The organism is Pseudomonas oryzagri, from assembly GCF_020831405.1.
In the GTDB taxonomy this organism is placed as follows: domain Bacteria; phylum Pseudomonadota; class Gammaproteobacteria; order Pseudomonadales; family Pseudomonadaceae; genus Geopseudomonas; species Geopseudomonas oryzagri.
Map to the genome: position 1 here is coordinate 531,102 of NZ_JAJHPU010000043.1, position 23,209 is coordinate 554,310.

Here is a 23,209-nt window from a genome sequence, read left to right on the forward strand (position 1 = left end):
GGACCGGCGGGAACGATTTTCCGGATAGGCTGTCGCCCGATCTGTAACAGGATTTCTACGCTGGCAGTTCAAGGATGAACGCATGCGCTGGGGATTGACCGCTCTGTGCGCCGGCCTGCTGAGCCTGCGCTTTCTACCCGACTTGCCGCCGCCGGCAGCGTCGCTGCTGCTGGCCTTGCTGGGCGCGGGCCTGTTTTCGACCCGGGGCCGGCCGCTGGGCTGCTTCCTGCTCGGCCTGGCCTGGGCCTGCGTCGGCGCCCAAGGGGCGCTGGATGATCGTTTGGCGGCGGAGCTGGATGGTCGCACGCTGTGGCTCGAGGGGCGGGTGGTCGGTTTGCCCGAGCGGGAGGCGGGGGTCACCCGCTTCTATCTCGAGGATGCCCGCTCGCGCCGTGCGGATCTGCCGCAGCGGCTGCGCCTGTCCTGGCACGACGCGCCAGCGCTGGCGGCCGGCGAAACCTGGCGTCTCGCCGTGCGCCTCAAGCGGCCGCGCGGGCTGGTCAATCCGCAGGTGTTCGACTACGAGGCCTGGCTCACCGCGCGGCGGATCGGCGCTACCGGCGCGGTGAAGAGCGGCGAACGTCTGGTCGCCGCCGCGGGACCGGCCGCCTGGCGCGACCGCCTGCGCCATCGGCTGCTCGACGTGGATGCCTGGGGACGTCAGGGTGCCTTGGCCGCCCTGGTGCTGGGCGATCCCTCGGGGCTGCGCGACGAGGACTGGCACGTCCTGCAGGCCACCGGCACCGTCCATCTGCTGGTCATTTCCGGGCAGCACGTGATGTTGCTCGGCGGTTTGCTCTATGGCCTGGTGCTTCTGCTGTTTCGCCGTGGCTGGTGGCCGCGGCGCTGGCCCTGGCTGCCCTGCGCCTGCGCTCTGGCGCTGCTCGGGGCCCTGGGTTACGGCCTGCTGGCCGGCTTCGAGGTGCCGGTGCAGCGCGCCTGCGCCATGCTGGCGGTGATCCTGCTCTGGCGCCTGCGCTTTCGTCATCTGGGCGTGTGGCTGCCGCTGTTGTGCGCCCTGGTGTTGGTCCTGCTGGCCGAGCCGCTGGCCAGCCTGCTGCCCGGCTTCTGGCTGTCGTTCGGCGCGGTGGCGCTGCTGGCCTGGTGCTTCAGCGGACGTCTGCGGGCGCCGCGCGGCGGGCTGTCCCTGCTGCGCGCGCAGTGGGCGATGACGCTGGGATTGCTGCCGCTGCTTCTCGCGCTCGGCTTGCCGGTCAGTCTGAGCGGACCGCTGGCCAATCTGCTGGCGGTCCCCTGGGTGGGCGGACTGGTGGTGCCGATGGCGTTGCTGGGGACCCTGCTGCTGCCGGTGCCCGGCATCGGGGAGGGCCTGCTCTGGCTGGCCGGCGGGCAGTTGGAGTTGCTGTTCCGTATCCTGGCGGTGGTGGCGGGCTGGGCGCCGTCCCAGGTACTGCCGGCGCCTCCCGACTGGGCGGTGCTGCTCGGCGAAGCGGGCGTGCTGCTCGCGCTGCTGCCCTGGGGCGTGCCGCTGCGCCTGCCCGGTCTGCTGATGCTGCTGGCGCTGCTGTGCCCTGCGCAGTCCCAGGTGGCGACGGGGGAGGCCGAGGTGCACGTGCTGGACGTCGGCCAGGGACTGGCGGTGCTGGTGCGTACGCGCGAGCATGCACTGCTCTACGACGCCGGGCCGGCCAGTCCCGGTTTCGACAGCGGCGCCAAGGTGGTGCTGCCGCGTCTGCAGGCGCTGGGGGTGCGGCGGCTGGATACGCTGCTGCTCAGCCATGCCGATCGGGATCACGCCGGCGGCGCGGCGGCGCTGCTGGCCGGGCTCGAGGTGGGGCGCCTGGTTTCCGGCGAGGTGCAGGGGCTGGAGTTGTCGCGCGGGGCCGAGACTTGTCGGGATGGGGAACAATGGCAATGGGATGGCGTGGCCTTTCGCACCCGGACCTGGGCCGGAGCGGGCAATCCCAACGACGCCTCCTGTCTGCTGCAGGTCGAGGCGCGCGGCGAGCGTCTGCTGCTCGCCGGCGACATCGGCGCGGCGGGCGAGCGGCATCTGCTGGAGGGAGGCGCTGACCTGCACGCCGAGTGGCTGGTGGCTCCTCATCATGGCAGTCGAGGCTCCTCCTCCGCAGCATTCATCGCCGCGGTGAAACCGCAGGCCGTGCTGTTCAGCCGCGGCTGGAACAACGCCTTCGGTCATCCCCACCCGCAGGTGGTGGCCCGCTATCGGAGCGCGGGGGCGCGCATCCTCGACACCGCGACGGACGGCGCTCTGATGCTGGCCCTCGGCAGCCGCGGTCCGGCCGAGCGCGCGCGGGAGCAAAGGCGCTTCTGGCGGGAAAAATGAGAACCGCACCGGGCGGCAGGCGCGCCGCACTGTGCTAGAGTTGCGCCACTTTTTTCAGGGGGTTGGTAACTGTGTGGGAACTGGTCAAAGCCGGCGGCTGGATGATGCTGCCGATCATTCTCTGCTCGATTGCAGCACTCGCTATCAGCGCCGAGCGCCTGTGGACCTTGCGTCCCTCGCGCATCACGCCGCCTAATCTGCTCGGGCAGGTGTGGCGCTGGATTCAGGACAAGCAGCTGGATGCCCAGAAGCTCAAGGAACTGCGCGCCTCTTCGCCGCTCGGCGAGGTTCTGGCCGCGGGCCTCGCCAACTCCAAGCATGGTCGTGAGGTCATGAAGGAGTGCATCGAGGAGTCCGCTGCCCGCGTCATCCACGACTTGGAGCGTTACCTCAATGCCCTCGGCACCATCGCCGCCATCGCGCCGCTGCTCGGCCTGCTCGGCACCGTGCTGGGCATGATCGAGATCTTCAGCGGCTTCATGAGCAGCGGCATGTCCAACGCGCCGGTCCTGGCCGGCGGCATCTCGACCGCGCTGATCACCACCGCCGCCGGCTTGATGGTGGCGATTCCGGCGCTGTTCTTCCACCGTTACCTGCAGCGTCGGGTGGACGAGCTGGTGGTCGGCATGGAGCAGGAAGCCATTCGCCTGGTCGAAGTGGTCCAGGGTGACCGCGAGGTCGATCTGGGTGAGGGCGGCAAACGGTGAAATTCCGGCGTAAACCACGGGAAAACGTCGAGATCAACCTGGCGTCCCTGCTCGATGTGGTGTTCATCCTGCTGCTGTTCTTCGTGGTGAGCACCACCTTCAACCGCGAGGCGCAGCTCAAGATCGAGCTTCCCGAAGCCGAAAGTGCAGAGGTTCAGGAGGCTCCGCCCCGCCAGCTGGAGATCACCATCGCCGCCGACGGCAGCTATGCGCTCAATGGCCAGGGCCTGGTCAAGAGCGACATGGCCACGCTGAGCAGCGCGCTGCAGAAGGAATCCGAAGGGGACAGCAGCCTGCCGCTGGTGATCAGCGCCGATGCGCGCACGCCGCACCAGGCGGTGATCACCGCCATGGATGCCGCCGGCAAGCTGGGCTTCACCCACCTTCGTATCAGCACGGTCGACGCCGAGCCGGCCAAACCCTGATGCGCCTTGCCGAGCGTCTCGCCGCGGCCTGGTACCAGGGCCATCCGGCCCTGGCGCTGCTGCGCCCGCTCGAGGCGCTCTACCGGCTGGTGACGGGACGCCGGCGGGCCGCCTTCCTGTCCGGGCGTGCGCCCGCCTGGCGCGCGCCGGTACCGGTCATCGTCGTCGGTAACATCACCGTGGGCGGCACCGGCAAGACCCCGATGATCCTCTGGTTGATCGAACACTGCCGCGCTCGCGGGTTGCGCGTTGGCGTGGTCAGTCGCGGCTACGGCGCCCGGCCGCCCCGCCTGCCCTGGCGGGTGAGGGCGGGGCAGGCGGCTGCCGAGGCCGGCGACGAGCCGCTGATGATCGTCGAGCGCAGCGGTGTGCCGCTGATGATCGACCCCGACCGTCCCCGCGCGGTACGGGCCCTGCTCGCCGAAGCGGAGCTGGACCTGATCCTCTGCGACGATGGCCTGCAGCACTACCGCCTGGCCCGCGATCTGGAGCTGGTGCTGATCGATGCCGCCCGTGGCCTCGGCAACCGTCGCTGCCTGCCCGCCGGACCGCTGCGCGAGCCGCTGGAGCGTCTGGCGGCGGTAGACGCCTGTCTGGTCAATGGCGCCGCTGGCGACGGCTCGGCGGGTTTCGCCTTCAACCTGCGCCCCAGTGCGCTGGTCAACCTGGCCAGCGGCGAGCGGCGCCCCCTCGACAGCTTACCGCTCGGTCAGGCCGTGCACGCGGTGGCCGGGATCGGCAACCCCCAGCGTTTCTTCGCGACCCTCGAGGCGCTACACTGGCGGCCGGTTCCGCATGCCTTTGCCGATCACGCGGCCTACAGCCCCGAGGATCTGCGCTTCAGCCCGGCCCTGCCGCTGCTGATGACCGAGAAGGATGCGGTGAAATGCCGGGCATTTGCCGCCGACGACTGGTGGTATCTGGCGGTCGATGGTCTGCCGTCGCCAGCCTTCGTGGCCTGGTTCGACGCCCAGCTCGAGCGTCTGCTATCGCGTTGAAGTCGGTGGTCCCCCGATCTGTCTTCCCAGGACTGGACCATGGACTCGAAACTCCTCGATATTCTCGCCTGCCCGCTGTGCAAGGGCCCCCTCAAGCTCAGCGACGACAAGTCCGAGCTGATCTGCAAGAACGACGCTCTGGCCTTCCCGGTGCGTGACGGCATTCCCGTGATGCTGGAGGGCGAAGCGCGTACCCTCACCGTGGACGAGCGCCTGGACAAATGAGCATGGATTTCGTCGTCGTCATCCCTGCCCGTTTCGCCTCGACGCGCCTGCCCGGCAAGCCGCTGCAGGATATCGCCGGCAAGCCGATGATTCAGCACGTCTGGGAGCAGGCCAGGAAGAGCGCCGCCAGCCGGGTGGTGGTGGCCACCGACGATGCGCGCATTGTCGAGGCCTGCCAGGGGTTTGGTGCCGAGGTACTGCTGACCCGCGCCGACCACAACTCCGGCACCGACCGCCTGGCCGAGGTGGCCAGCCTGCTCGGTCTGGCGGACGAAGCCATTGTCGTCAACGTGCAGGGCGACGAGCCGCTGATCCCGCCGGCGATCATCGATCAGGTCGCCGCCAATCTGGCCGCGCATGCCGAGGCCGGTATCGCCACCCTGGGCGAGCCGATTCATGACGCCGCCCAGCTGTTCAATCCCAACGTGGTCAAGCTGGTGACCGACGCCAGCGGTCTGGCGCTGACCTTCAGTCGTGCGCCGCTGCCCTGGGCGCGTGACGCCTTCGCCGCCGGCCGCGAGCAACTGCCGGCGGGCGTGCCTTTCCGCCGCCACATCGGCATCTACGCCTATCGCGCCGGCTTCCTGCACGACTTCGTCGCCTGGGGACCGTGCTGGCTGGAGGATGCCGAGTGCCTCGAGCAGTTGCGTGCCCTCTGGCATGGCGTGCGTGTCCACGTCGCCGACGCCCTCGAGGCGCCGCCGGCCGGCGTCGATACCCCGGAAGATCTGCAGCGTGTCCGCCAGCTGCTGGGGGCCTGACGTGCGCCTGCTGTTCGTCTGTCTGGGCAATATCTGCCGTTCGCCTACCGCCGAGGGGGTGATGCGCCACAAGCTGCAGCTGGCCGGTCTCGCCGACCGGGTGCAGGTCGACTCTGCCGGTACCGGTGCCTGGCATATCGGCAAGGCCCCCGATCCGCGCACCCGTGCTGTCGCCGAAGGTCGCGGCTATGCGCTGCACGACCTGCGCGCGCGCCAGGTGCAGGCCGATGACTTCGCGCGCTTCGATCTGATCCTCGCCATGGATCACGACAACCTGTCCACGCTGCGCAGTCTGCGCCCGGCCCACGGCAACGCCGAACTGGATCTGTTCCTGCGGCGCGGCGGCCTGGCCGAGGAGGAGGTGCCCGATCCCTATTACGGGGGCGCCGATGGCTTCGAGCGTGTACTGGACATGATCGAGCTGGCCTGTGACCGGCTGATTGAGCAGATTCGGGGGCGCCTGTGAGTCTGATCATCCGTGAGCGGTATTCGCTGAAGAACTGCAACACCTTTGGGGTGGACGTGACGGCGCGCTGGTACGCCGAGGCGCGCAATGACGCCGAGGTGGGCGCGGCGCTGGACGCCGCCCGGCAGCGGGGCGCCGAATTGCTGGTCATCGGTGGCGGCAGCAACCTGCTGCTGACCGGCGACCAGGACGCCTTCGTCCTGCGCATGGCCAGCCAAGGGCGGCACCTGCTGGGCGAGGTAGGCGGGCGCCTGCTGGTCGAGGCCGAGGCTGGAGAAGCCTGGCATTCCTTCGTGCTGTGGACGCTCGAGCAGGGCCTGGCGGGTCTGGAAAACCTTAGCCTGATCCCCGGAACCGTGGGCGCCGCGCCGATGCAGAATATCGGTGCCTACGGCGTGGAGGTGAAGGATGTGCTGCACAGCGTGGTGGCGCTGGATCGCCAGACCGGCGAGCTGCGCGAATTCGCCGCCGGCGAGTGCGACTTCGCTTACCGCGACAGCCGCTTCAAGCGCGAAAGCGGCCGCTGGCTGATCCTGCGGGTGCGCTTCGCCCTCGCTCGCGAAGCCGAGCTGCACCTGGGCTACGGTCCGGTGCGCCTGCGCCTGCTGGAGGAGGGCATCGACGAGCCGACGCCGCTGGATGTCAGCCGGGTCATCTGCGCCATCCGTGCGGAGAAGCTGCCGGATCCGCAGGTGCTCGGCAATGCCGGCAGCTTCTTCAAGAATCCGGTGGTCGGTGCTGCCAGCGCCGAGCGCCTGCGCGAGCACTGGCCGGAGCTGGTCTGTTATCCGGCAGGCGCGGGCGAGGTCAAGCTGGCGGCGGGCTGGCTGATCGAGCGCGCCGGCTGGAAGGGTTATCGCGATGGCGATGCCGGGGTGCATGCGCTGCAGGCGCTGGTTCTGGTCAACTATGGCAGGGCCAGCGGTGGCCAGCTGCTGGCCCTCGCGCGGCGAATCCAGGCGGATATCCGCGCGCGTTTCGGGGTCGAGCTGGAAATCGAGCCGGTCGTTCGCTGAACGTCCGCCTCCGTAACGGGGGCCTGGCCATAAAACATAAAAAAGGGGGAATGCCGCAGCATTCCCCCTTTTTTATTGGGCGAACCCCTGGCTATCAGGCCTGGGGCTTGCGCTCCTCTTCAGCCTGCGGCTGGACTTCTTCACTGCCGACCGCCATTTCGGCAGGTTGCTTGCTCTCGGCAGGGGCTTGCGATTGCACCACTTCGGCCAGGGCTTCCTCGCGCGGAGTCTCTGCGGTCGGAGCTTCCTCGGCAGCCGCTGCGGTCTCCGCAGGAGCTTCCAGGGCCTCGGTCGGCGCGCTTTCGCTCGCCGCTTCGCTGGCGACGGGAGCGTCGGCTTCTTGGGCCGGCACGCTGCTGGCAACGCTCTCGGCGGCCGCGGCTGCGGCTGCTGCTTCACGGGCCACGCGCTCGGCTTCCTGACGGCGACGACGCTCACGCGGATCGTTGGCGGCGCGATTGCCGGCCGGGGCGCTTTCGGTCTCAGACTCGGCTGCTGCCGCCGGCGCGGCGGCGCCTGCCGCTGCGGGGGACGCCTCGATCGCACTGGCCGGCTCGACCAACGCGGTTTCCGCGTCCGCTTCCACCTGCGCCGCAACGACCGGTTCGGCCTGCAGCGGTTGGGTTTCGGCGATCGCCTCTGCTACTGCGGCGGTGGTTGCCGCGGCAGCTGCGGCGAGTGCGACACCTTCGGCGCCCTGGCCTTCGGCATGCACGCCTTCCGCTACCGGCAATTCCTCGACGCCGGCTTCACGCTGGCGCTCGCGGCGGTTGCTGCGACGGCGCTGACCACGGGAACGGCGGCGCGGACGCTCGCCTTCGCCACCTTCGGCCAGTTCCTCTTCCAGGTTCTCGGCTTCCTCTTCGCTCTCCAGCTCCTCGCCGACCGCTTCGGATTCGGCGCGCTCCTCGCGCGGCGGACGCTCACCGCGCGGCTTGCGCTCGGCGCGCTCCTCGCGGCGCTGTTCGCCTTGCTCGACGACCTCTACGCTGCGAGCTTCTTCGCTCTCGACGGCAGGGCGCTCCTCGTGAGGCTGACGCTCTTCGCGGGGCTGACGCTCTTCACGGGGCTGGCGTTCCTCGCGGGGCTGGCGCTCTTCACGCGGCTGACGCTCCTCACGGGGCTGACGCTCTTCACGCGGTTGGCGCTCTTCACGCGGCTGACGCTCTTCGCGCGGTTGGCGTTCTTCACGCGGCTGACGCTCCTCACGGGGCTGGCGCTCTTCGCGCGGTTGGCGCTCCTCGCGGGGCTGGCGCTCTTCACGCGGTTGGCGCTCCTCGCGGGGCTGGCGCTCCTCACGCGGCTTGCGTTCCTCGCGGGGCTGACGCTCCTCACGGGGCTGGCGTTCTTCGCGCGGCTTGCGCTCGCCGCGCTCGGGACGTTCGCCACGTTCGCTGCGCTCGCCTTCGCGGCGACGGCTCTGCTGGCGGCCGCTGCGGCGCTCTTCGCCGCGCGGGGCGCGTTCGGTGCTGGCCGGCTGCTCGACAGCCGCGGGCTTGGCTTCTTCCTTGCCAGCGAACAGGCTTACGAGCGAGCGGATCAGGCCCTTGAACAGGCTCGGCTCCGCCACCGGCTGGGCAATCGGCGCCGGTGCTGCCGGTGCTTCGACCACCTGCGGGGCAGGGCGCTCGTGGGTGACGGTCTTCACTGCGGCTTCCTGGCGAACCAGGGTGCGAGTGGCGGCCGCCGGTTGGACTTCCTCGATCTCGCTCGGAGCCATCTCGTAGCTGGACTGGCCAACCAGGGTTTCCGGGCTGTCGTCACGCAGGCGCTGCACTTCGAAGTGCGGCGTCTCGAGATGGTCGTTCGGCAGGATGACGATGCGTGCGCGGGTGCGCAGTTCGATCTTGGTGATGGCGTTGCGCTTCTCGTTGAGCAGGAAGGCGGCCACCGGGATCGGTACCTGGGCGCGGACCTCGGCGGTGCGCTCCTTGAGGGCCTCTTCCTCGATCAGGCGCAGGATGGCCAGCGACAGCGACTCCACGTCGCGGATGATGCCCTGGCCATTGCAGCGCGGGCAGACCACGCCGCTGGTTTCGCCCAGCGACGGGCGCAGGCGCTGACGGGACATCTCCAGCAGGCCGAAACGCGAGATGCGGCCGACCTGCACGCGGGCGCGATCGGCCTCCAGGCATTCGCGGACGCGATCTTCCACGGCGCGCTGGTTCTTCGCCGGGGTCATGTCGATGAAGTCGATGACGATCAGACCGCCGATGTCGCGCAGGCGCAGCTGGCGGGCGATTTCCTCGGCCGCTTCCAGGTTGGTCTGCAGGGCGGTTTCCTCGATGTCGCCGCCCTTGGTGGCGCGCGCCGAGTTGATGTCGATGGATACCAAGGCTTCGGTCGGGTCGATGACGATCGAGCCTCCCGACGGCAGCTTCACTTCGCGCTGGAAGGCGGTCTCGATCTGGCTCTCGATCTGGAAGCGATTGAACAGCGGCACGCTGTCCTGGTACAGCTTGACCTTGCTGGCGTACTGCGGCATCACCTGCTGGATGAAGCTCAGCGCTTCCTCCTGGGCCTCGATGCTGTCGATCAGCACCTCGCCGATGTCCTGGCGCAGGTAGTCGCGGATGGCGCGGATGATGACGTTGCTTTCCTGGTAGATCAGGAAGGGAGCGGCGCGGTCCTGCGAGGCTTCCTTGATCGCGGTCCACAGCTGGATCAGGTAGTCGAGGTCCCACTGCAGCTCTTCGCTGGAGCGCCCGAGGCCGGCGGTACGCACGATCAGGCCCATGTCGGCCGGGGCGTTGAGGCCATTCAGCGCTTCACGCAGCTCGTTGCGTTCCTCGCCCTCGATGCGGCGGGAGATGCCGCCGGCACGCGGATTGTTGGGCATCAGCACCAGATAGCGGCCGGCCAGGCTGATGAAGGTGGTCAGGGCTGCACCCTTGTTGCCGCGCTCTTCCTTTTCGACTTGGACGATGACTTCCTGGCCCTCGCGCAGCACGTCCTTGATGTTGACGCGGCCTTCGGGGCTCTTGGAGAAGTATTCGCGGGAGATTTCCTTGAGCGGCAGGAAGCCGTGGCGTTCGGCGCCGAAGTCGACGAAGGCGGCTTCGAGGCTGGGCTCGACGCGGGTGATGCGGCCCTTGTAGATGTTGGCCTTTTTCTGCTGGCGAGCGCCCGACTCGATGTCGAGGTCGAACAGGCGTTGGCCATCGACCAGGGCAACACGCAACTCTTCGGGCTGAGTTGCGTTGATCAGCATTCTTTTCATGTAGTACCAATGGTTTCCGGGCTGCCGGAAACGGCGGTTGGCACACACGACTCTCATGGTCGGTGTCAGGTGCGCCGGGAACGGCCTGGCCGTTGCCCTTGTCAAGCGTCGCAGGCTCTGGGCCTGGCGCGACTGGCGTCTCCTGCTAACTGTCAGCTACAGAAGCACTCAAACAGGAGGAGGAATCAAGCGACGCTGCGGACGCTCGGGGCGTCTGAAAAGTCGAGTGCTACGCAGTCCGTCGTTTGTGCATCTCCACCCTGCACGTATTCCTGAGAATCGGGTGCCGCGCGCAGAATCCGCAGCGGGTTGGCAATTTGCACGGGCCGCCTGGCGATCCGTACGTGATGTCTCGAGGCTTGATTTTCCGAGACATTCGCTCGCACTGGCGGATGTCCCGTCGGACGGCTCGACGTCCATTGATCGTCTGTCCGGTCCCAGGTTGTCGGCTCTGGGGCGCGGTATAAAGCCACTTTTGGCGGCGTCCGGAATATAGCAGCAATCATTAAGTGCTTCAATTCTGGGAAAAATTGCTATGATTCGCGCATGACAAATCCCTCGCAAATCTCCACTGGCGTCCAGCTGCTCGAAGTGCGGCCGGAACTCGCCGGACAGCGCATCGACAACTTCCTTCGGGCTCAGTTGAAAGGTGTTCCCAAGACCCTGATCTATCGCATCCTCCGTAAGGGCGAGGTGCGGGTGAACAAGGGGCGCATCAAGCCCGAGTACAAGTTGCAGGCCGGCGACGTGGTGCGTGTGCCGCCCCTGCGCGTGGCCGAGCGCGATGAGCCGGAGCCGATGGCCCAGGGACTGCTGCAGCGTCTCGAGGAAGCCATCGTCTACGAAGACAAGGCGCTGATCGTGCTCAACAAGCCGGCGGGGATCGCCGTGCATGGTGGCAGCGGTCTCAGCTACGGGGTGATCGAAGCCTTCCGTCAGTTGCGTCCCGAGGCCAAGGATCTGGAGCTCGTGCATCGTCTCGATCGCGACACTTCGGGTCTGCTGATGATCGCCAAGAAGCGTAGCATGCTGCGTCACCTGCACGAGGCGCTGCGCGGCGACGGCGTCGACAAGCGCTACCTGGCGCTGGTGCGTGGCAGCTGGCCGACCGCGAAGAAGAAGATCAGCGCGCCGCTGATGAAGAACAACCTGCGCTCCGGCGAACGTATGGTCGAGGTCAATGCCGAGGGCAAGGATGCCTTGACCGAGTTCCGCGTGGTGCGCCGTTTCGGCGACTTCGCCACCCTGGTCGAGGCCAGTCCGATCACCGGGCGTACCCACCAGATTCGCGTCCATGCCAAGCACGCCGGTCATCCGATCGCTGGCGACAGCAAGTACGGTGATGACGATTTTACCCGTGAGATCCGCGAGTTGGGCGGCAAGCGTCTGTTCCTGCACGCTCATGCGCTACGCGTGACCCTGCCCGATGGGCAGGTCCTTGCGCTGGAGGCGCCGGTGGATGAGGTATGGGGGCAGACCCTGGAGCGCCTGGATGCCTGATTACGGGCTGCTGGTGTTCGATTGGGATGGCACCCTGGTCGACTCGATCGCGCGGATCGTCGAGTCGATGCGCGTGGCGGCGGACGAGTGCATGCTGCCCCAGTTGGATGAGACGACCATTCGCGGGATCATCGGTCTAGGTTTGCCGGAAGCGATTCGCAGCCTTTACCCGGACTTCGAGGATGAGGCGCGGGTCGCCATCTTTCGGCGGGTCTACAGTGAGCATTACTTGTCCCTGGAGGTCGTGCCGTCGCCGCTGTTCGACGGGGTGCGCGAGTCCTTGCTGGAGTTCCGCTCCCGGGGCTACCGTCTGGCGGTGGCGACCGGCAAGAGTCGGCGCGGCCTGGAAAGGGTACTGTCCGGCTATGGCTGGCAGGAATTTTTCGATGTCACCCGCTGTGCGGATGAAACGGCGAGCAAGCCGGATCCACGCATGCTGCACGAGATTCTTGTACATTGCGGGATGCCGGCCGGGCGGGCGCTGATGGTCGGGGATTCACCCTTCGATCTGCAGATGGCGCACAATGCCGGCATGACCGCGGTGGCGGTGGGATATGGTGCGCAGCCGCTGGCGGTGTTACGGGGGTATCGTCCGCATCTGGCCATCGACAGCTTTGGCGATCTTGCGCGCTGGCTGGATGGGGAGCGTGGGCAGCAGGAAGAGGAGTGAGGCGATATGCAACAGGATGACTTGAAAGCCATGGCATCGTCCGACGAGAAGACATGGAAGTTGCTGGAGAAGGCGGTGCTCGCCGGCGTGGTCGAGCAGCGCCGTGCGCGGCGCTGGGGGATCTTTTTCAAGAGTCTCGCCTTTCTCTATTTTTTCATGGTGCTGCTCCTGCTCACGCCATGGGCGAAGCTCGATACGGCCGCCTCCCTGAAGCCGCATACGGCGGTGATCGAGGTGCGGGGGGTGATCGCCGACGATGAGCGCGCCAGTGCCGACAATATCATCGGCAGCCTGCGTTCGGCCTTCGAGGACAAGAATACCCGTGCGGTTGTGTTGCGCATCAATAGTCCCGGTGGCAGTCCGGTACAGTCTGGCTACATCTATGACGAGATTCGCCGCCTGCGCGCCAAGTATCCCGAGATCAAGTTGTATGCGGTGATCACCGATCTCGGTGCGTCCGGTGCCTACTATATCGCCAGTGCGGCCGACGCCATCTATGCCGACAAGGCCAGTCTGGTCGGGTCCATCGGGGTGACCGCGTCGGGCTTTGGTTTCGTTGATGTGATGAGCAAGGCTGGTGTAGAGCGGCGCGTGTACACCTCTGGCGAGCACAAGACCTTCCTTGATCCGTTCATGCCGCAGAAGGAGGAGGAAACCCGCTTCTGGAGCACGGTGCTGGAAACCACCCACAAGCAGTTCATCGCCAGCGTCAAGCAGGGGCGCGGCGAGCGCCTGAAGGACAAGGATCATCCGGAACTGTTCTCCGGCCTGGTCTGGTCTGGCGAGCAGGCGCTTGAGCTCGGCCTGGTCGACGGCTTGGGTAGCACCAGTTATGTGGCGCGTGAGGTGGTGGGCGAAGAGACCCTGGTCGACTTTACCGAGAAGGAGTCGCCGATCGATCGCTTCGCCAAGAAGTTCGGCGTGGGCGTGGCCGAGCAGCTGTCCTTGTGGATGGGATTGCGCGGCCCGGCCCTGCGCTGAGGGTTTTCAAGGAATTTGCACGCCTTCGGCGTGGAGCATGTCCACCAGGCGTATTAGTGGCAGGCCGACCAGGCTGGTGGCGTCCTCGCCGCAGGTGCTGCGGAATAGGCTGATGCCGAGGCCTTCCGACTTGAAGCTGCCGGCGCAATCGTAAGGCTGTTCGCGGTGCAGGTAGCGCTCGATGCCTGCGTCGTCAAGCAAGCGAAAATGCACGGTGAAGGGGGCGCTGGCGATCTGTGCTCGTCCGCTTTGCGAGTTGTACAGGCACAGGCCGGTGTGAAAGGTCACGCTGTTGCCGCTGGCTGCGCGTAGTTGTTCGCGGGCGCGTTCGAAGGTGTGCGGTTTGCCGAGGATCTGCGGGCCAAGGGCGGCGACCTGGTCGGAGCCGATGATCAAGTGCGCCGGATGGCTGGCGGCGAGGGCGCGAGCCTTGGCTTCGGCCAGGCGGCAGACCAGTTGCTCGGCGCTTTCGCCGGGCTGTGCGCTTTCGTCGATATCCGGCGACTGGCAGACGAAAGGCAGCTGCAGGCGCTCGAGCAGGGCGCGACGATATGGCGAACTGGACGCAAGTAGTAGTGGCAGCATGGCGATCTCCTTGAAATTACAGCGATTCTAGGTGCCGCCAGGGGCTGCTGCACGCACGGAATTTTCTTTGACAGTTAAAAGGGGTATCCCTAGAATGGCGCGCTTATGTTGAAAGGGTCGATTCCACCTCACGTCGATCCGCGAAAACTGGCCGATCGTGCCGCCACCCTCGAAGGCGGATGGCCGATCACGCAGTTTCCGCGGTTGTGCGAGCAGTTGGTCAGCGATGCCGGCGACGTCCGTGCCCGTTTGGATTTCGGGCGCGACGAGCAGGGGCTGATCGTCATGCGCGGCGAACTCGAGGTCGAGGTGCAGATGGTCTGCCAGCGTTGTCTGGAGCCGGCAACCCTTCCGGTGCACAGCGAGTTCGTCTACGCCGTGCTGCGGGAAGGCGCTGCGCAGGATTCCGTGCCGAAAGGTTACGACGCGCTGGAAGTGGGCGAGGAGCCGCTGGATCTGCTTGAGCTGATCGAGGACGAGCTTCTGCTTGCGCTCCCCATCGTACCGACCCACGACCCCGATGCATGCCAGCACCCGGCAGGTTTTGCAGCAGCACCAGAACCGAGCGTCAACGAGGTTTCGCGGTCCAACCCGTTCGATGTACTGGCGCAGTTGAAACGTGACCCAAACGTTTAGGAGTTAATTCACAATGGCTGTTCAACAGAACAAAAAGTCTCGTTCCGCTCGCGACATGCGTCGTTCCCACGATGCGCTCGAGGCCAACGCACTGTCCGTCGAGAAGAGCACCGGTGAAGTTCACCTGCGCCACCACGTGAGCCCGGAAGGCGTTTACCGTGGTCGCAAAGTGATCGACAAGGGCGCCGACGAGTAATCCTTGTCCGCTCCGATCATCGCGATCGACGCAATGGGTGGGGACTTCGGTCCCCGCTGCATTGTTCCGGCCTGCATTGATAGTCTGGCCGAGTACCCCTCCCTGCGGCTGATTCTCGTCGGCCAAGCCCCTCTCCTCGAACAGTTGATTGCCGAACATTCCGGTGTCGATCGTTCCCGCCTGCTCGTACATCCCGCCAGCGAAGTGATCGCCATGGACGAGCGTCCGGCGCAGGTGCTGCGCTGCAAGACCGACTCCTCCATGCGTCAGGCGTTGGAGCTGGTGCGTTCCGGCGCGGCTCAGGCCTGCGTCAGTGCCGGCAACACCGGTGCCCTCATGGCGCTTTCCCGCTATGTGCTCAAGACTCTGCCTGGTATCGACCGTCCGGCGATGATCAGTGCCGTGCCAACCGCCCGCGGGCGCTGCCATCTGCTCGATCTGGGCGCCAACATCGACTGTTCGGCCGAACACCTCTACCAGTTCGCGGTGATGGGTGCGGTGGTTGCCGAGGCGCAGGGCGTGGCCAGGCCACGGGTCGCGCTGTTGAATGTCGGCACCGAAGAAATCAAGGGCAATCAGCAGGTGCGCCTGGCGGCCAGTCTGCTGCAGCAGGCCTCGGCGCTGAACTATATCGGCTTCGTCGAAGGCGACGGTCTCTATCGCGGTGAGGCGGATGTGGTGGTCTGCGATGGTTTCGTCGGCAATGTCGTGCTCAAGGCTAGCGAAGGTCTGGCATCGATGATCGTCGCTCGGCTGGAGACGCTATTCCGCTCCGGACTGCGGGCGCGATTGGCCGGCTTGCTGGTACTTCCTCTGCTGCGCCGCCTGAGCGGTGAGTTGCGGCCGGCGCGGCACAATGGCGCGAGCTTTATCGGTCTGCAGGGGATTGTGGTAAAAAGCCACGGCGGCGCGGGGCCCGAGGGGTTTCGCGCGGCCATCGGGCGGGCGCTTGCCGAAGTCTGCGAGAATCTGCCGCAGCGTCTGCATGGGCGCCTCGGTCAGCTGCTCTAGTTGCCGGGGGTGTGACCCGTGCCGGACGCCTGTCATCCAACAGTCAATTCGCTGCGCAGCCTCGGTGGCGCGGCTTCCTGACGAACAAGTACACAAGGGACTAGCTCTCCATGTCTTCTTCCCTCGCTTTCGTTTTCCCCGGTCAGGGCTCCCAGACGGTCGGCATGCTCGCCGAGCTGGGTGCACAACATGCCGTGATCCGCGAGACCTTTGCCGAAGCGTCCGCGGCGCTGGGCTATGATCTCTGGGCGTTGACCCAGGAGGGGCCGGCCGAGCAGCTCAACCAGACCGACAAGACCCAGCCGGCGATCCTCGCCGCCTCCATTGCGCTGTGGCGTCTGTGGCAGGCCGAGGGCGGGGCGCAGCCGGCGTTCGTCGCCGGCCATAGTCTGGGTGAATACTCGGCGTTGGTGGCGGCTGGCAGCCTGCCGTTCGCCGAGGCCGTAAAGCTGGTCGAGCTGCGCGGTCAGTTGATGCAGCAGGCGGTGCCGGCCGGTCAGGGCGGCATGGCGGCGATTCTCGGCCTGGACGACGACACCGTGCGCGCGGCCTGTGCCGAGTCGGCGCAGGGCGAGGTGGTCAGTGCGGTCAACTTCAACGCTCCGGGCCAGGTGGTGATCGCCGGTGCCGCGGCGGCCGTCGAGCGCGCCATCGAGGCGTGCAAGGCCAAAGGGGCCAAGCGTGCCCTGGCCCTGCCGGTCAGCGTGCCGTCGCATTGCGCGTTGATGCGTCCGGCTGCCGAGAGGTTCGCTGCGGCGGTCGAAGCGATTGCCTGGCAGGCCCCGCAAATCGCCATCGTGCAGAACACCACCGCTGCCGTACCGGCTAATCTGGACGATCTCAAGCGCGAGCTGCTGGCTCAGCTGTACAGCCCGGTGCGCTGGGCGGAAAGCATCGTCGCCCTGGCCGACCGGGGTGTGACCGAGCTGGTCGAGTGCGGCCCGGGCAAGGTGCTGGCCGGTCTTAACAAGCGTTGCGCCAAGGGCGTCAACACCCACAATCTGGATACCCCCGACGCCTTCGCCGCCGCTCGCGCGGCCCTGGCCTGAACATCAGGAGAAATCACCCATGAGTCTGCAAGGTAAGGTCGCCCTGGTCACCGGCGCCACCCGTGGCATCGGCCAGGCCATCGCCCTCGAGCTGGGTCGCCAGGGCGCCATCGTCATCGGCACCGCCACCAGTGCCGCCGGTGCCGAGCGCATCGCCGAATTCCTCAAGGCGGCCGATATCGAAGGCGCCGGTCTGGTTCTCGACGTCGCCAGCGACGAGTCGGTGGCCGAAACCCTTGAGCACATCCAGCAGCATCTCGGCCAGCCGGCCATCCTGGTCAACAACGCCGGTATCACCCGCGACAACCTCATGCTGCGCATGAAGGACGAGGAGTGGCACGACGTCGTCAATACCAACCTGACCAGCATCTACCGCCTGTCCAAAGCCGTGCTGCGCGGCATGACCAAGGCCCGCTGGGGGCGCATCATCAACATCAGCTCGGTGGTCGGTTCCATGGGCAACGCCGGTCAAGCCAACTACGCGGCAGCCAAGGCCGGCGTGGAGGGCTTCAGTCGTGCGCTGGCGCGCGAAGTGGGCTCCCGCGGCATTACCGTCAACGCAGTGGCGCCGGGCTTTATCGATACCGACATGACCCGCGAGCTGCCGGAAGCGCAGCGTCAGGCCCTGCTGACCCAGATTCCGCTGGGTCGTCTGGGTCAGGCCGAGGAAATCGCCAGCGTAGTGGCCTTCCTCGCCGGTGATGGCGGCGCCTACGTGACCGGTGCGACCATTCCGGTCAACGGCGGCATGTACATGTAAGAAAATCGGTGGCAACGCCTCTCCCGGAGGGGCGCTGCAGCCTTTTTGCAAGCGTAAGTGGTTGTTTTCGCACCTGTTTATGTAACAGACGAACGGCAGGGTCGGATAGCGCGGCAAGGGTTTTGCTTGAAAAGCGGAAAACCCTTTCTATACACTACCGGCCACCAGCTACATGGAACTCTCCCATAGGAGTGAGAATTAGATATGAGCACCATCGAAGAGCGCGTCAAGAAGATCGTTGCCGAGCAGCTTGGCGTTAAAGAAGAAGAAGTGACCAACAGCGCTTCCTTCGTTGAAGACCTGGGCGCCGACTCCCTGGACACCGTTGAGCTGGTCATGGCTCTCGAAGAAGAATTCGAGACCGAAATTCCGGACGAGCAGGCCGAGAAGATCACCACCGTTCAGGAAGCCATCGATTACATCAATGCTCACGGTCAGCAATAAGTAATCGTCGGTTCCGGCCGGAAAAAGCCGCACGTCCGCAAAGACGTGCGGTTTTTCTTTGTGTGATAAGGAAGACGTAGCAGTCGGTTGGCTACGCTTCGCTGCTGTAGTGGATCAACAAGAGGAGAGCGCTGTGTCGCGTAGACGCGTCGTGGTCACCGGTCTTGGCATGCTGTCACCCCTCGGCCCGGACGTGGCCAGCAGTTGGCAGGGTGTGCTGGCCGGGCAGAGTGGCATCGGTCCGATCGGGCATATGGATGTCTCGGCTTTCGCCACCCGTTTCGGAGGCTCGGTCAAGGGCTTCAACGTCGAGGACTACCTGCCGGCCAAGGAAGCTCGCAAGATGGACCTCTTCATCCAGTACGGCATGGCCGCCAGCCTGCAGGCGGTTCGCGATGCCGGCCTGGAAGTCACCGACGCCAACCGCGAGCGCGTCGGCGTGGCCATGGGCTCGGGCATCGGCGGTCTGACCAACATCGAGAACAACGCCAAGTCGCTGCACGAGCAGGGGCCGCGGCGGATTTCGCCGTTCTTCGTGCCCGGCTCGATCATCAACATGATTTCCGGATTCCTGTCTATCCATCTGGGCGCACAGGGTCCCAACTACGCCATCACTACGGCCTGTACCACCGGTACCCACTGCATCGGCATGGCGGCACGCAACATCGCCTACGGCGAAGCCGACGTGATGATTGCCGGCGGTGCCGAGATGGCCACCTGCGGCTTGGGGCTCGGCGGCTTCGGCGCGGCTCGCGCGCTGTCCACCCGCAACGAGGAGCCGACCCGTGCCAGCCGTCCCTGGGATCGCGGCCGCGATGGCTTCGTGCTGGCCGACGGTGCCGGCGCGCTGGTGCTGGAAGAACTCGAATATGCCCGAGCGCGCGGCGCACGCATCTATGCCGAGCTGGTCGGCTTCGGCATGAGCGGCGATGCCTATCACATGACCGCTCCGCCGGAGACCGGGGAAGGTGCCGCGCGCTGCATGCAGAATGCCCTGCGCGATGCCGGCCTGAATCCGGAGCAGGTGCAGTACATCAACGCCCATGGCACCTCGACTCCCGCCGGCGATCTGGCCGAGTGCGCGGCGGTCAAGCGGGTGTTCGGCGAGCATGCCTACAAGCTGGCAGTCAGCTCGACCAAGTCGATGACCGGCCACCTGCTGGGCGCCGCCGGTGCGGTGGAGGCGATCTTCAGCATCCTCGCCCTGCGCGATCAGGTGGCCCCGCCGACCATCAACCTCGACGAACCCGACGAGGGCTGCGACCTCAACTTCGTCCCCCATCAGGCGCAAGCCATGCCGATCGACGTGGCGCTGTCCAACTCCTTCGGCTTCGGCGGCACCAACGGCACCCTGGTGTTCCGCCGCCTGGTCGACTGATGCGGGTGTGGATCGACGGTCGACCGGCTGCCATGCTGCCGGTCACCGACCGCGGCCTGGCCTACGGTGATGGGCTGTTCGAGACCATCGCCGTGCGCCAAGGCCGGATCGCCCTGCTCGAGCGCCATCTGCGGCGCCTGGGCGAGGGCACGGAGCGCCTGGGCATGCCGCTCGATATGGAGCGGGTGCGCAGCGAGTTGCTCGCCTTCGCCGCCGAGTTGCGCCATGGCGTGGCCAAGCTGATCGTCACCCGTGGCGACGGCCTGCGCGGCTATGCTCCGCCGCAGGATGCCCGTTGCCGGCGCATTCTCAGCGGCAACCCCGCGCCCGCCTATCCGGCGCGGCATCGTCTCGACGGCATCCATCTCTATCCCTGCGCGACCCGTCTCGCCGAGCAGCCCCGGCTGGCTGGCCTCAAGCATCTCAATCGCCTGGAGCAGGTGCTCGCCCGTGCCGAATGGCAGGACCCGCGCTACGCCGAGGGCCTGATGCGCGACCTGAGGGGGCATCCGATCGAGGGGGTATTCAGCAATCTGTTCGTGGTCAGGGACGGCGAGCTGCTGACGCCGGCGCTGACGCGCTGCGGGGTGGCCGGCGTGATGCGTGCAGAAATCCTCGACCGCGCCGCGGCGGCGGGAATCGCGACCCGCGTCTGCGACCTCGAATTCGCCGAGCTGACGGCGGCTGACGAGGTGTTTCTCTGCAACAGCCAGTACGGCATCTGGCCGGTGGTGACCTTTGAGACGCACGTCTGGCCGGTCGGCGAGCTGACCCGTAAACTCCAGCTACTTCTGGCCGATGTGGTGGATGCCTGATTGTGAAGCGCACTTTGCTATACCTCCTCGAAGGCGCATTGATGCTGTTCGGCCTGATGGTGGTCGTGGTTGGATGGCAGCAAAATGTCGCGCTCGACCGGCCGCTGACGATCACCGAGGAGCGTCTGCTCGAGGTGCCCTCTGGCGCCACCCCCAGCGGTCTGCTGGTCCGTCTGGCCGACGAGGGGGTGATCGATGGCGCCCTCTGGTTGCGCCTCTACTGGCGCTTCAACTACGACGGCAAGGGTCTGCAGAGTGGCGAGTACCGGCTGACGCCTGGGCAGACCGCCCGCGAGCTGCTCCGCCAGTGGCGCAGTGGCGAGGTGGTGCAATACAGTTTGACCCTCGTGGAGGGGTGGACCTTCCGCCAGCTGCGGACGGCGCTGGCCGCTCAGGAGCGCCTGGAGCAGACCCTGGCCGGTCTGGACGATGCGGCAGTGATGCAGCGCCTCGGCCTTGCCGGCCAGCACCCCGAAGGGCGTTTCTTCCCCGATACCTATCGCTATACGCGCGGCATGCGCGACATCGACCTGCTCCGCCAGGCCCAGCAGCGCCTCGCCGAGGTGCTGGACGGCGAATGGCAACAGCGGGCCGCCGACCTGCCATACCGCGATGCCTACGAGGCGCTGATCATGGCCTCGCTGGTGGAAAAGGAAACCGGCGTGGCGGTCGAGCGCGAGCAGATCGCCGGCGTGTTCGTTCGCCGCCTGAGCCGGGGCATGCTGTTGCAGACCGATCCGACGGTGATCTACGGCCTGGGTGAGCGCTATGATGGCAATCTGACCCGTGCCCACCTGCGCGAGCCGACCCCTTACAACACCTACGTCAACGCCGGCCTGCCGCCGACACCGATCGCCATGGTCGGGCGCGAGGCGATCCACGCCGCCCTGCACCCGGCCGAGGGCGACACCCTCTATTTCGTGGCGCGTGGCGATGGCTCCCACGTGTTCACCCGCAACCTCGACGAACACAACCGCGCGGTGCGCGAATTCCAGCTCAAGCGGCGCGAGGACTATCGTTCCAGTCCGGGCGCGGCACCACAAGGAAATGCCCAGTGAGCGGCCTGTTCATCACTCTTGAAGGCCCCGAAGGCGCCGGCAAGAGCACCAATCGCGATTATCTGGCCGAGCGTCTGCGCAGCGCCGGCTGCGAGGTCGTACTGACCCGCGAGCCGGGGGGCACGCCGCTGGCCGAACGCATTCGCGAGCTGCTGCTGGCGCCGAGCGAGGAAGCGATGGCCGTCGATACCGAGCTGCTGCTGGTGTTCGCGGCGCGCGCCCAGCACCTGGCTCAGGTCATCCGTCCGGCGCTGGCGGCGGGTAGGGTCGTGCTCTGCGACCGCTTCACCGACGCCACCTACGCCTATCAGGGTGGCGGGCGCGGTCTGCCTCAGGAGCGTATCGCCCAACTCGAGGCGTTCGTCCAGGGCGGTTTGCGCCCGGACCTCACCCTGGTGTTCGATTTGCCGGTGGAGGTGGGATTGGCCCGCGCCCAGGCGCGCGGCCGCCTGGATCGCTTCGAGCAGGAGGCGCAGGCCTTCTTCGAGGCGGTGCGGCGGACCTACCTGGAACGCGCCAGTCTGGCGCCCGGCCGCTATCGCGTGCTGGATGCCGGCCAACCGTTGGCGGCCGTCCAGGCGCAACTCGATGGTCTGCTGCCCGAGCTGTTGGATCGCGCCCGTGGCTGAGATCTTCCCCTGGCAGGAAGAGGTGTGGCAGCGGCTTAGTCGCCGCGAGCGCCATGCCCATGCATACCTGCTCTACGGCCCGCCGGGCATCGGCAAGCGCGCGCTGGCCGAGCAACTGGTCGCCCTCCTGCTGTGCGGTCAGCCCGGCGCGGTTGGTGCCTGCGGGCAATGCAAATCCTGTCTGCTGCTGCGCGCCGGCAGTCATCCGGACTACTTCGACCTGCAGCCCGAAGAGGCCGACAAGCCCATCCGCGTCGACCAGGTGCGCGAGCTGGTCGATTTCGTGACGCAGACCGCCCAACTCGGCGGACGCAAGCTGATCCTGCTCGAGCCGGCCGAGGCGATGAACCTCAACGCCGCCAACGCCCTGCTTAAGAGCCTGGAAGAGCCCTCGGGCGATACCGTGATGCTGCTGGTCAGCCATCAGCCGAGCCGTTTGCTGCCCACCATCAAGAGTCGCTGCCAGCAGCAGGCCTGCCCGCTGCCCGGGCCTGCCGTCGCCCTTGCCTGGCTGGCCGGCCGTCTGCCGCAGCTGGATGGCGAGGTGCACCGGCGCCTGCTCGAACTGGCGGCCGGCTCCCCGCTTCGGGCGCTGCAGCTGCATGCAGGGGGTGTGCTCGAACAGCGGGGGCTGGTCGAGGAGGGCGTGAAGAAGCTGCTCAAGCAGCAGGCGGCGCCTTCGGAGCTGGCCGAGGCCTGGAAGAACGTCCCCCTGCCGTTGCTGCTCGACTGGTTCTGCGAATGGCTGCTGCTGGTGCTGCGTTTCCAGATGAGCGGCGACGAGGCGGAGCTTGGCGACGCACAGATGAGCAAGGTGATGCGCTACCTTGCCGAGCGCACGCCGCTGCCCGCGGTTCTCGCCTTGCAGGACTGGTTGCTGGCCGAACGGCAGAAGGTGCTGGGCAAGGCCAATCTCAACCGAGCACTGCTTCTCGAAGCCCTGCTGGTGCGGTGGGCAAGCCTGCCGCTGGCGGGCTAGAATCGCGTATTGCTAACGCCGCGGACGTCTTTCCATGAGCATGCCCCCGAACCTTGGCGGTCGTAACGCCATCCTGACCGTCACTTTGAAGGATAAGGCGCAGTTGTATGCGGCCTATATGCCCTTCGTGCGTAATGGCGGCCTGTTCGTGGCTACCAGCAAGGCCTATCGCCTCGGCGACGAGGTGTTCATGCTGCTGAGCCTGATGGATGAGCCGGAAAAGCTGCCGGTGGCCGGCAAGGTGGTCTGGATCACCCCCAAGGGTGCCCAGGGAAACCGCCACGCCGGCATCGGCGTACAGTTCAATGACGGCGACCGCGTCACCCGCAACAAGATCGAGACCTACCTGGCCGGTGCGCTCAAGTCCGAACGCCCGACCCTGACCATGTGAT

25 protein-coding genes are annotated in these 23,209 nt (G+C 66.7%); 23 read left to right on the forward strand and 2 right to left on the reverse strand.

What is annotated here, in order from left to right; all coding sequences use genetic code 11:
- Positions 1-82: 82 nt before the first annotated feature.
- The 8 genes from LMJ29_RS19045 (at position 83) to murB (ending at position 6,906) form a co-directional block, all read left to right on the forward strand.
- Positions 83-2,308: a DNA internalization-related competence protein ComEC/Rec2 gene (locus LMJ29_RS19045; RefSeq protein WP_229607092.1), complete on the forward strand. Its 2,226-nt coding sequence runs from the start codon at positions 83-85 to the stop codon at positions 2,306-2,308.
- 71 nt (positions 2,309-2,379) lie between these two features.
- A complete protein-coding gene (locus tag LMJ29_RS19050) occupies positions 2,380-3,015 on the forward strand; it encodes a MotA/TolQ/ExbB proton channel family protein (RefSeq protein WP_229607093.1) in 636 nt (211 codons plus the stop codon).
- Positions 3,012-3,440 carry an ExbD/TolR family protein gene (locus LMJ29_RS19055; RefSeq protein ID WP_229607094.1) on the forward strand — a complete coding sequence of 143 codons (429 nt, stop codon included), beginning with the start codon at positions 3,012-3,014 and terminating at the stop codon, positions 3,438-3,440. The genes LMJ29_RS19050 and LMJ29_RS19055 overlap by 4 nt, the downstream gene beginning before the upstream one ends.
- The gene (lpxK, locus tag LMJ29_RS19060; RefSeq protein WP_229607095.1) at positions 3,440-4,438 is read left to right on the forward strand and encodes a tetraacyldisaccharide 4'-kinase; all 999 of its coding nucleotides are present in this window, start codon (positions 3,440-3,442) and stop codon (positions 4,436-4,438) included. The genes LMJ29_RS19055 and lpxK overlap by 1 nt, the downstream gene beginning before the upstream one ends.
- Positions 4,439-4,477: 39 nt before the next feature.
- Complete coding sequence (locus LMJ29_RS19065; protein WP_229607096.1) at positions 4,478-4,663, forward strand: Trm112 family protein; 186 nt, start codon at positions 4,478-4,480, stop codon at positions 4,661-4,663.
- The gene (gene kdsB, locus LMJ29_RS19070; protein ID WP_229607097.1) at positions 4,660-5,424 is read left to right on the forward strand and encodes a 3-deoxy-manno-octulosonate cytidylyltransferase; all 765 of its coding nucleotides are present in this window, start codon (positions 4,660-4,662) and stop codon (positions 5,422-5,424) included. Before LMJ29_RS19065 ends, kdsB begins: the two co-directional genes overlap by 4 nt.
- 1 nt (position 5,425) lies before the next feature.
- A complete protein-coding gene (locus tag LMJ29_RS19075; RefSeq protein WP_229607241.1) occupies positions 5,426-5,890 on the forward strand; it encodes a low molecular weight protein-tyrosine-phosphatase in 465 nt (154 codons plus the stop codon).
- Complete coding sequence (gene murB / locus LMJ29_RS19080) at positions 5,887-6,906, forward strand: UDP-N-acetylmuramate dehydrogenase (RefSeq protein ID WP_229607098.1); 1,020 nt, start codon at positions 5,887-5,889, stop codon at positions 6,904-6,906. The genes LMJ29_RS19075 and murB overlap by 4 nt, the downstream gene beginning before the upstream one ends.
- Before the next feature lie 94 nt (positions 6,907-7,000).
- Here the strand turns inward: murB and rne are convergent, their stop codons facing one another.
- Positions 7,001-10,126, reverse strand: a complete 3,126-nt coding sequence (gene rne / locus LMJ29_RS19085; protein WP_229607099.1) for a ribonuclease E — start codon at positions 10,124-10,126, stop codon at positions 7,001-7,003.
- Between the two features lie 546 nt (positions 10,127-10,672).
- On the opposite strand from rne, the gene rluC reads away from it, so the two are divergent.
- From rluC to LMJ29_RS19100, 3 genes are read left to right on the forward strand one after another with little or no spacing between them, the layout of a single operon-like run.
- Positions 10,673-11,626 (forward strand): 23S rRNA pseudouridine(955/2504/2580) synthase RluC, encoded by a 954-nt coding sequence (gene rluC, locus LMJ29_RS19090; RefSeq protein WP_229607100.1) that lies wholly within the window; start codon positions 10,673-10,675, stop codon positions 11,624-11,626.
- Positions 11,619-12,296: an HAD-IA family hydrolase gene (locus tag LMJ29_RS19095; protein WP_229607101.1), complete on the forward strand. Its 678-nt coding sequence runs from the start codon at positions 11,619-11,621 to the stop codon at positions 12,294-12,296. Before rluC ends, LMJ29_RS19095 begins: the two co-directional genes overlap by 8 nt.
- A 6-nt stretch (positions 12,297-12,302) precedes the next feature.
- Entirely contained in the window at positions 12,303-13,277 is a 975-nt protein-coding gene (locus tag LMJ29_RS19100; RefSeq protein ID WP_229607102.1) for a S49 family peptidase, read from the forward strand.
- Positions 13,278-13,283: 6 nt separating this feature from the next.
- On the opposite strand, the gene LMJ29_RS19105 is transcribed toward LMJ29_RS19100, so the two are convergent.
- Complete coding sequence (locus LMJ29_RS19105) at positions 13,284-13,862, reverse strand: Maf family protein (protein ID WP_229607103.1); 579 nt, start codon at positions 13,860-13,862, stop codon at positions 13,284-13,286.
- 105 nt (positions 13,863-13,967) lie between these two features.
- On the opposite strand from LMJ29_RS19105, the gene LMJ29_RS19110 reads away from it, so the two are divergent.
- The 12 genes from LMJ29_RS19110 (at position 13,968) to LMJ29_RS19165 (ending at position 23,208) form a co-directional block, all read left to right on the forward strand.
- Entirely contained in the window at positions 13,968-14,498 is a 531-nt protein-coding gene (locus LMJ29_RS19110; RefSeq protein WP_229607104.1) for a YceD family protein, read from the forward strand.
- A gap of 13 nt (positions 14,499-14,511) precedes the next feature.
- The gene (rpmF, locus tag LMJ29_RS19115; RefSeq protein WP_013791824.1) at positions 14,512-14,694 is read left to right on the forward strand and encodes a 50S ribosomal protein L32; all 183 of its coding nucleotides are present in this window, start codon (positions 14,512-14,514) and stop codon (positions 14,692-14,694) included.
- 3 nt (positions 14,695-14,697) lie between these two features.
- Positions 14,698-15,705, forward strand: a complete 1,008-nt coding sequence (gene plsX, locus LMJ29_RS19120; protein ID WP_229607105.1) for a phosphate acyltransferase PlsX — start codon at positions 14,698-14,700, stop codon at positions 15,703-15,705.
- Between the two features lie 110 nt (positions 15,706-15,815).
- On the forward strand, positions 15,816-16,754 hold the full coding sequence (fabD, locus tag LMJ29_RS19125; protein WP_229607106.1) for an ACP S-malonyltransferase: 939 nt from the start codon (positions 15,816-15,818) through the stop codon (positions 16,752-16,754).
- 19 nt (positions 16,755-16,773) lie between these two features.
- A complete protein-coding gene (gene fabG / locus LMJ29_RS19130; RefSeq protein WP_229607107.1) occupies positions 16,774-17,514 on the forward strand; it encodes a 3-oxoacyl-ACP reductase FabG in 741 nt (246 codons plus the stop codon).
- 204 nt (positions 17,515-17,718) lie between these two features.
- Positions 17,719-17,958: an acyl carrier protein gene (gene acpP / locus LMJ29_RS19135; RefSeq protein WP_090348699.1), complete on the forward strand. Its 240-nt coding sequence runs from the start codon at positions 17,719-17,721 to the stop codon at positions 17,956-17,958.
- Positions 17,959-18,091: 133 nt separating this feature from the next.
- Complete coding sequence (fabF, locus tag LMJ29_RS19140) at positions 18,092-19,336, forward strand: beta-ketoacyl-ACP synthase II (RefSeq protein WP_229607108.1); 1,245 nt, start codon at positions 18,092-18,094, stop codon at positions 19,334-19,336.
- Positions 19,336-20,151, forward strand: a complete 816-nt coding sequence (pabC, locus tag LMJ29_RS19145) for an aminodeoxychorismate lyase (protein WP_229607109.1) — start codon at positions 19,336-19,338, stop codon at positions 20,149-20,151. Before fabF ends, pabC begins: the two co-directional genes overlap by 1 nt.
- 2 nt (positions 20,152-20,153) lie before the next feature.
- The gene (gene mltG / locus LMJ29_RS19150; protein WP_319942235.1) at positions 20,154-21,209 is read left to right on the forward strand and encodes an endolytic transglycosylase MltG; all 1,056 of its coding nucleotides are present in this window, start codon (positions 20,154-20,156) and stop codon (positions 21,207-21,209) included.
- Positions 21,206-21,838, forward strand: coding sequence for a dTMP kinase (gene tmk / locus LMJ29_RS19155; protein WP_229607110.1), 633 nt, complete (start codon positions 21,206-21,208; stop codon positions 21,836-21,838). Before mltG ends, tmk begins: the two co-directional genes overlap by 4 nt.
- Positions 21,831-22,817 (forward strand): DNA polymerase III subunit delta', encoded by a 987-nt coding sequence (locus tag LMJ29_RS19160; protein ID WP_229607111.1) that lies wholly within the window; start codon positions 21,831-21,833, stop codon positions 22,815-22,817. Before tmk ends, LMJ29_RS19160 begins: the two co-directional genes overlap by 8 nt.
- A 34-nt stretch (positions 22,818-22,851) precedes the next feature.
- Positions 22,852-23,208: a PilZ domain-containing protein gene (locus LMJ29_RS19165; RefSeq protein WP_229607112.1), complete on the forward strand. Its 357-nt coding sequence runs from the start codon at positions 22,852-22,854 to the stop codon at positions 23,206-23,208.
- Position 23,209 lies beyond the last annotated feature (1 nt).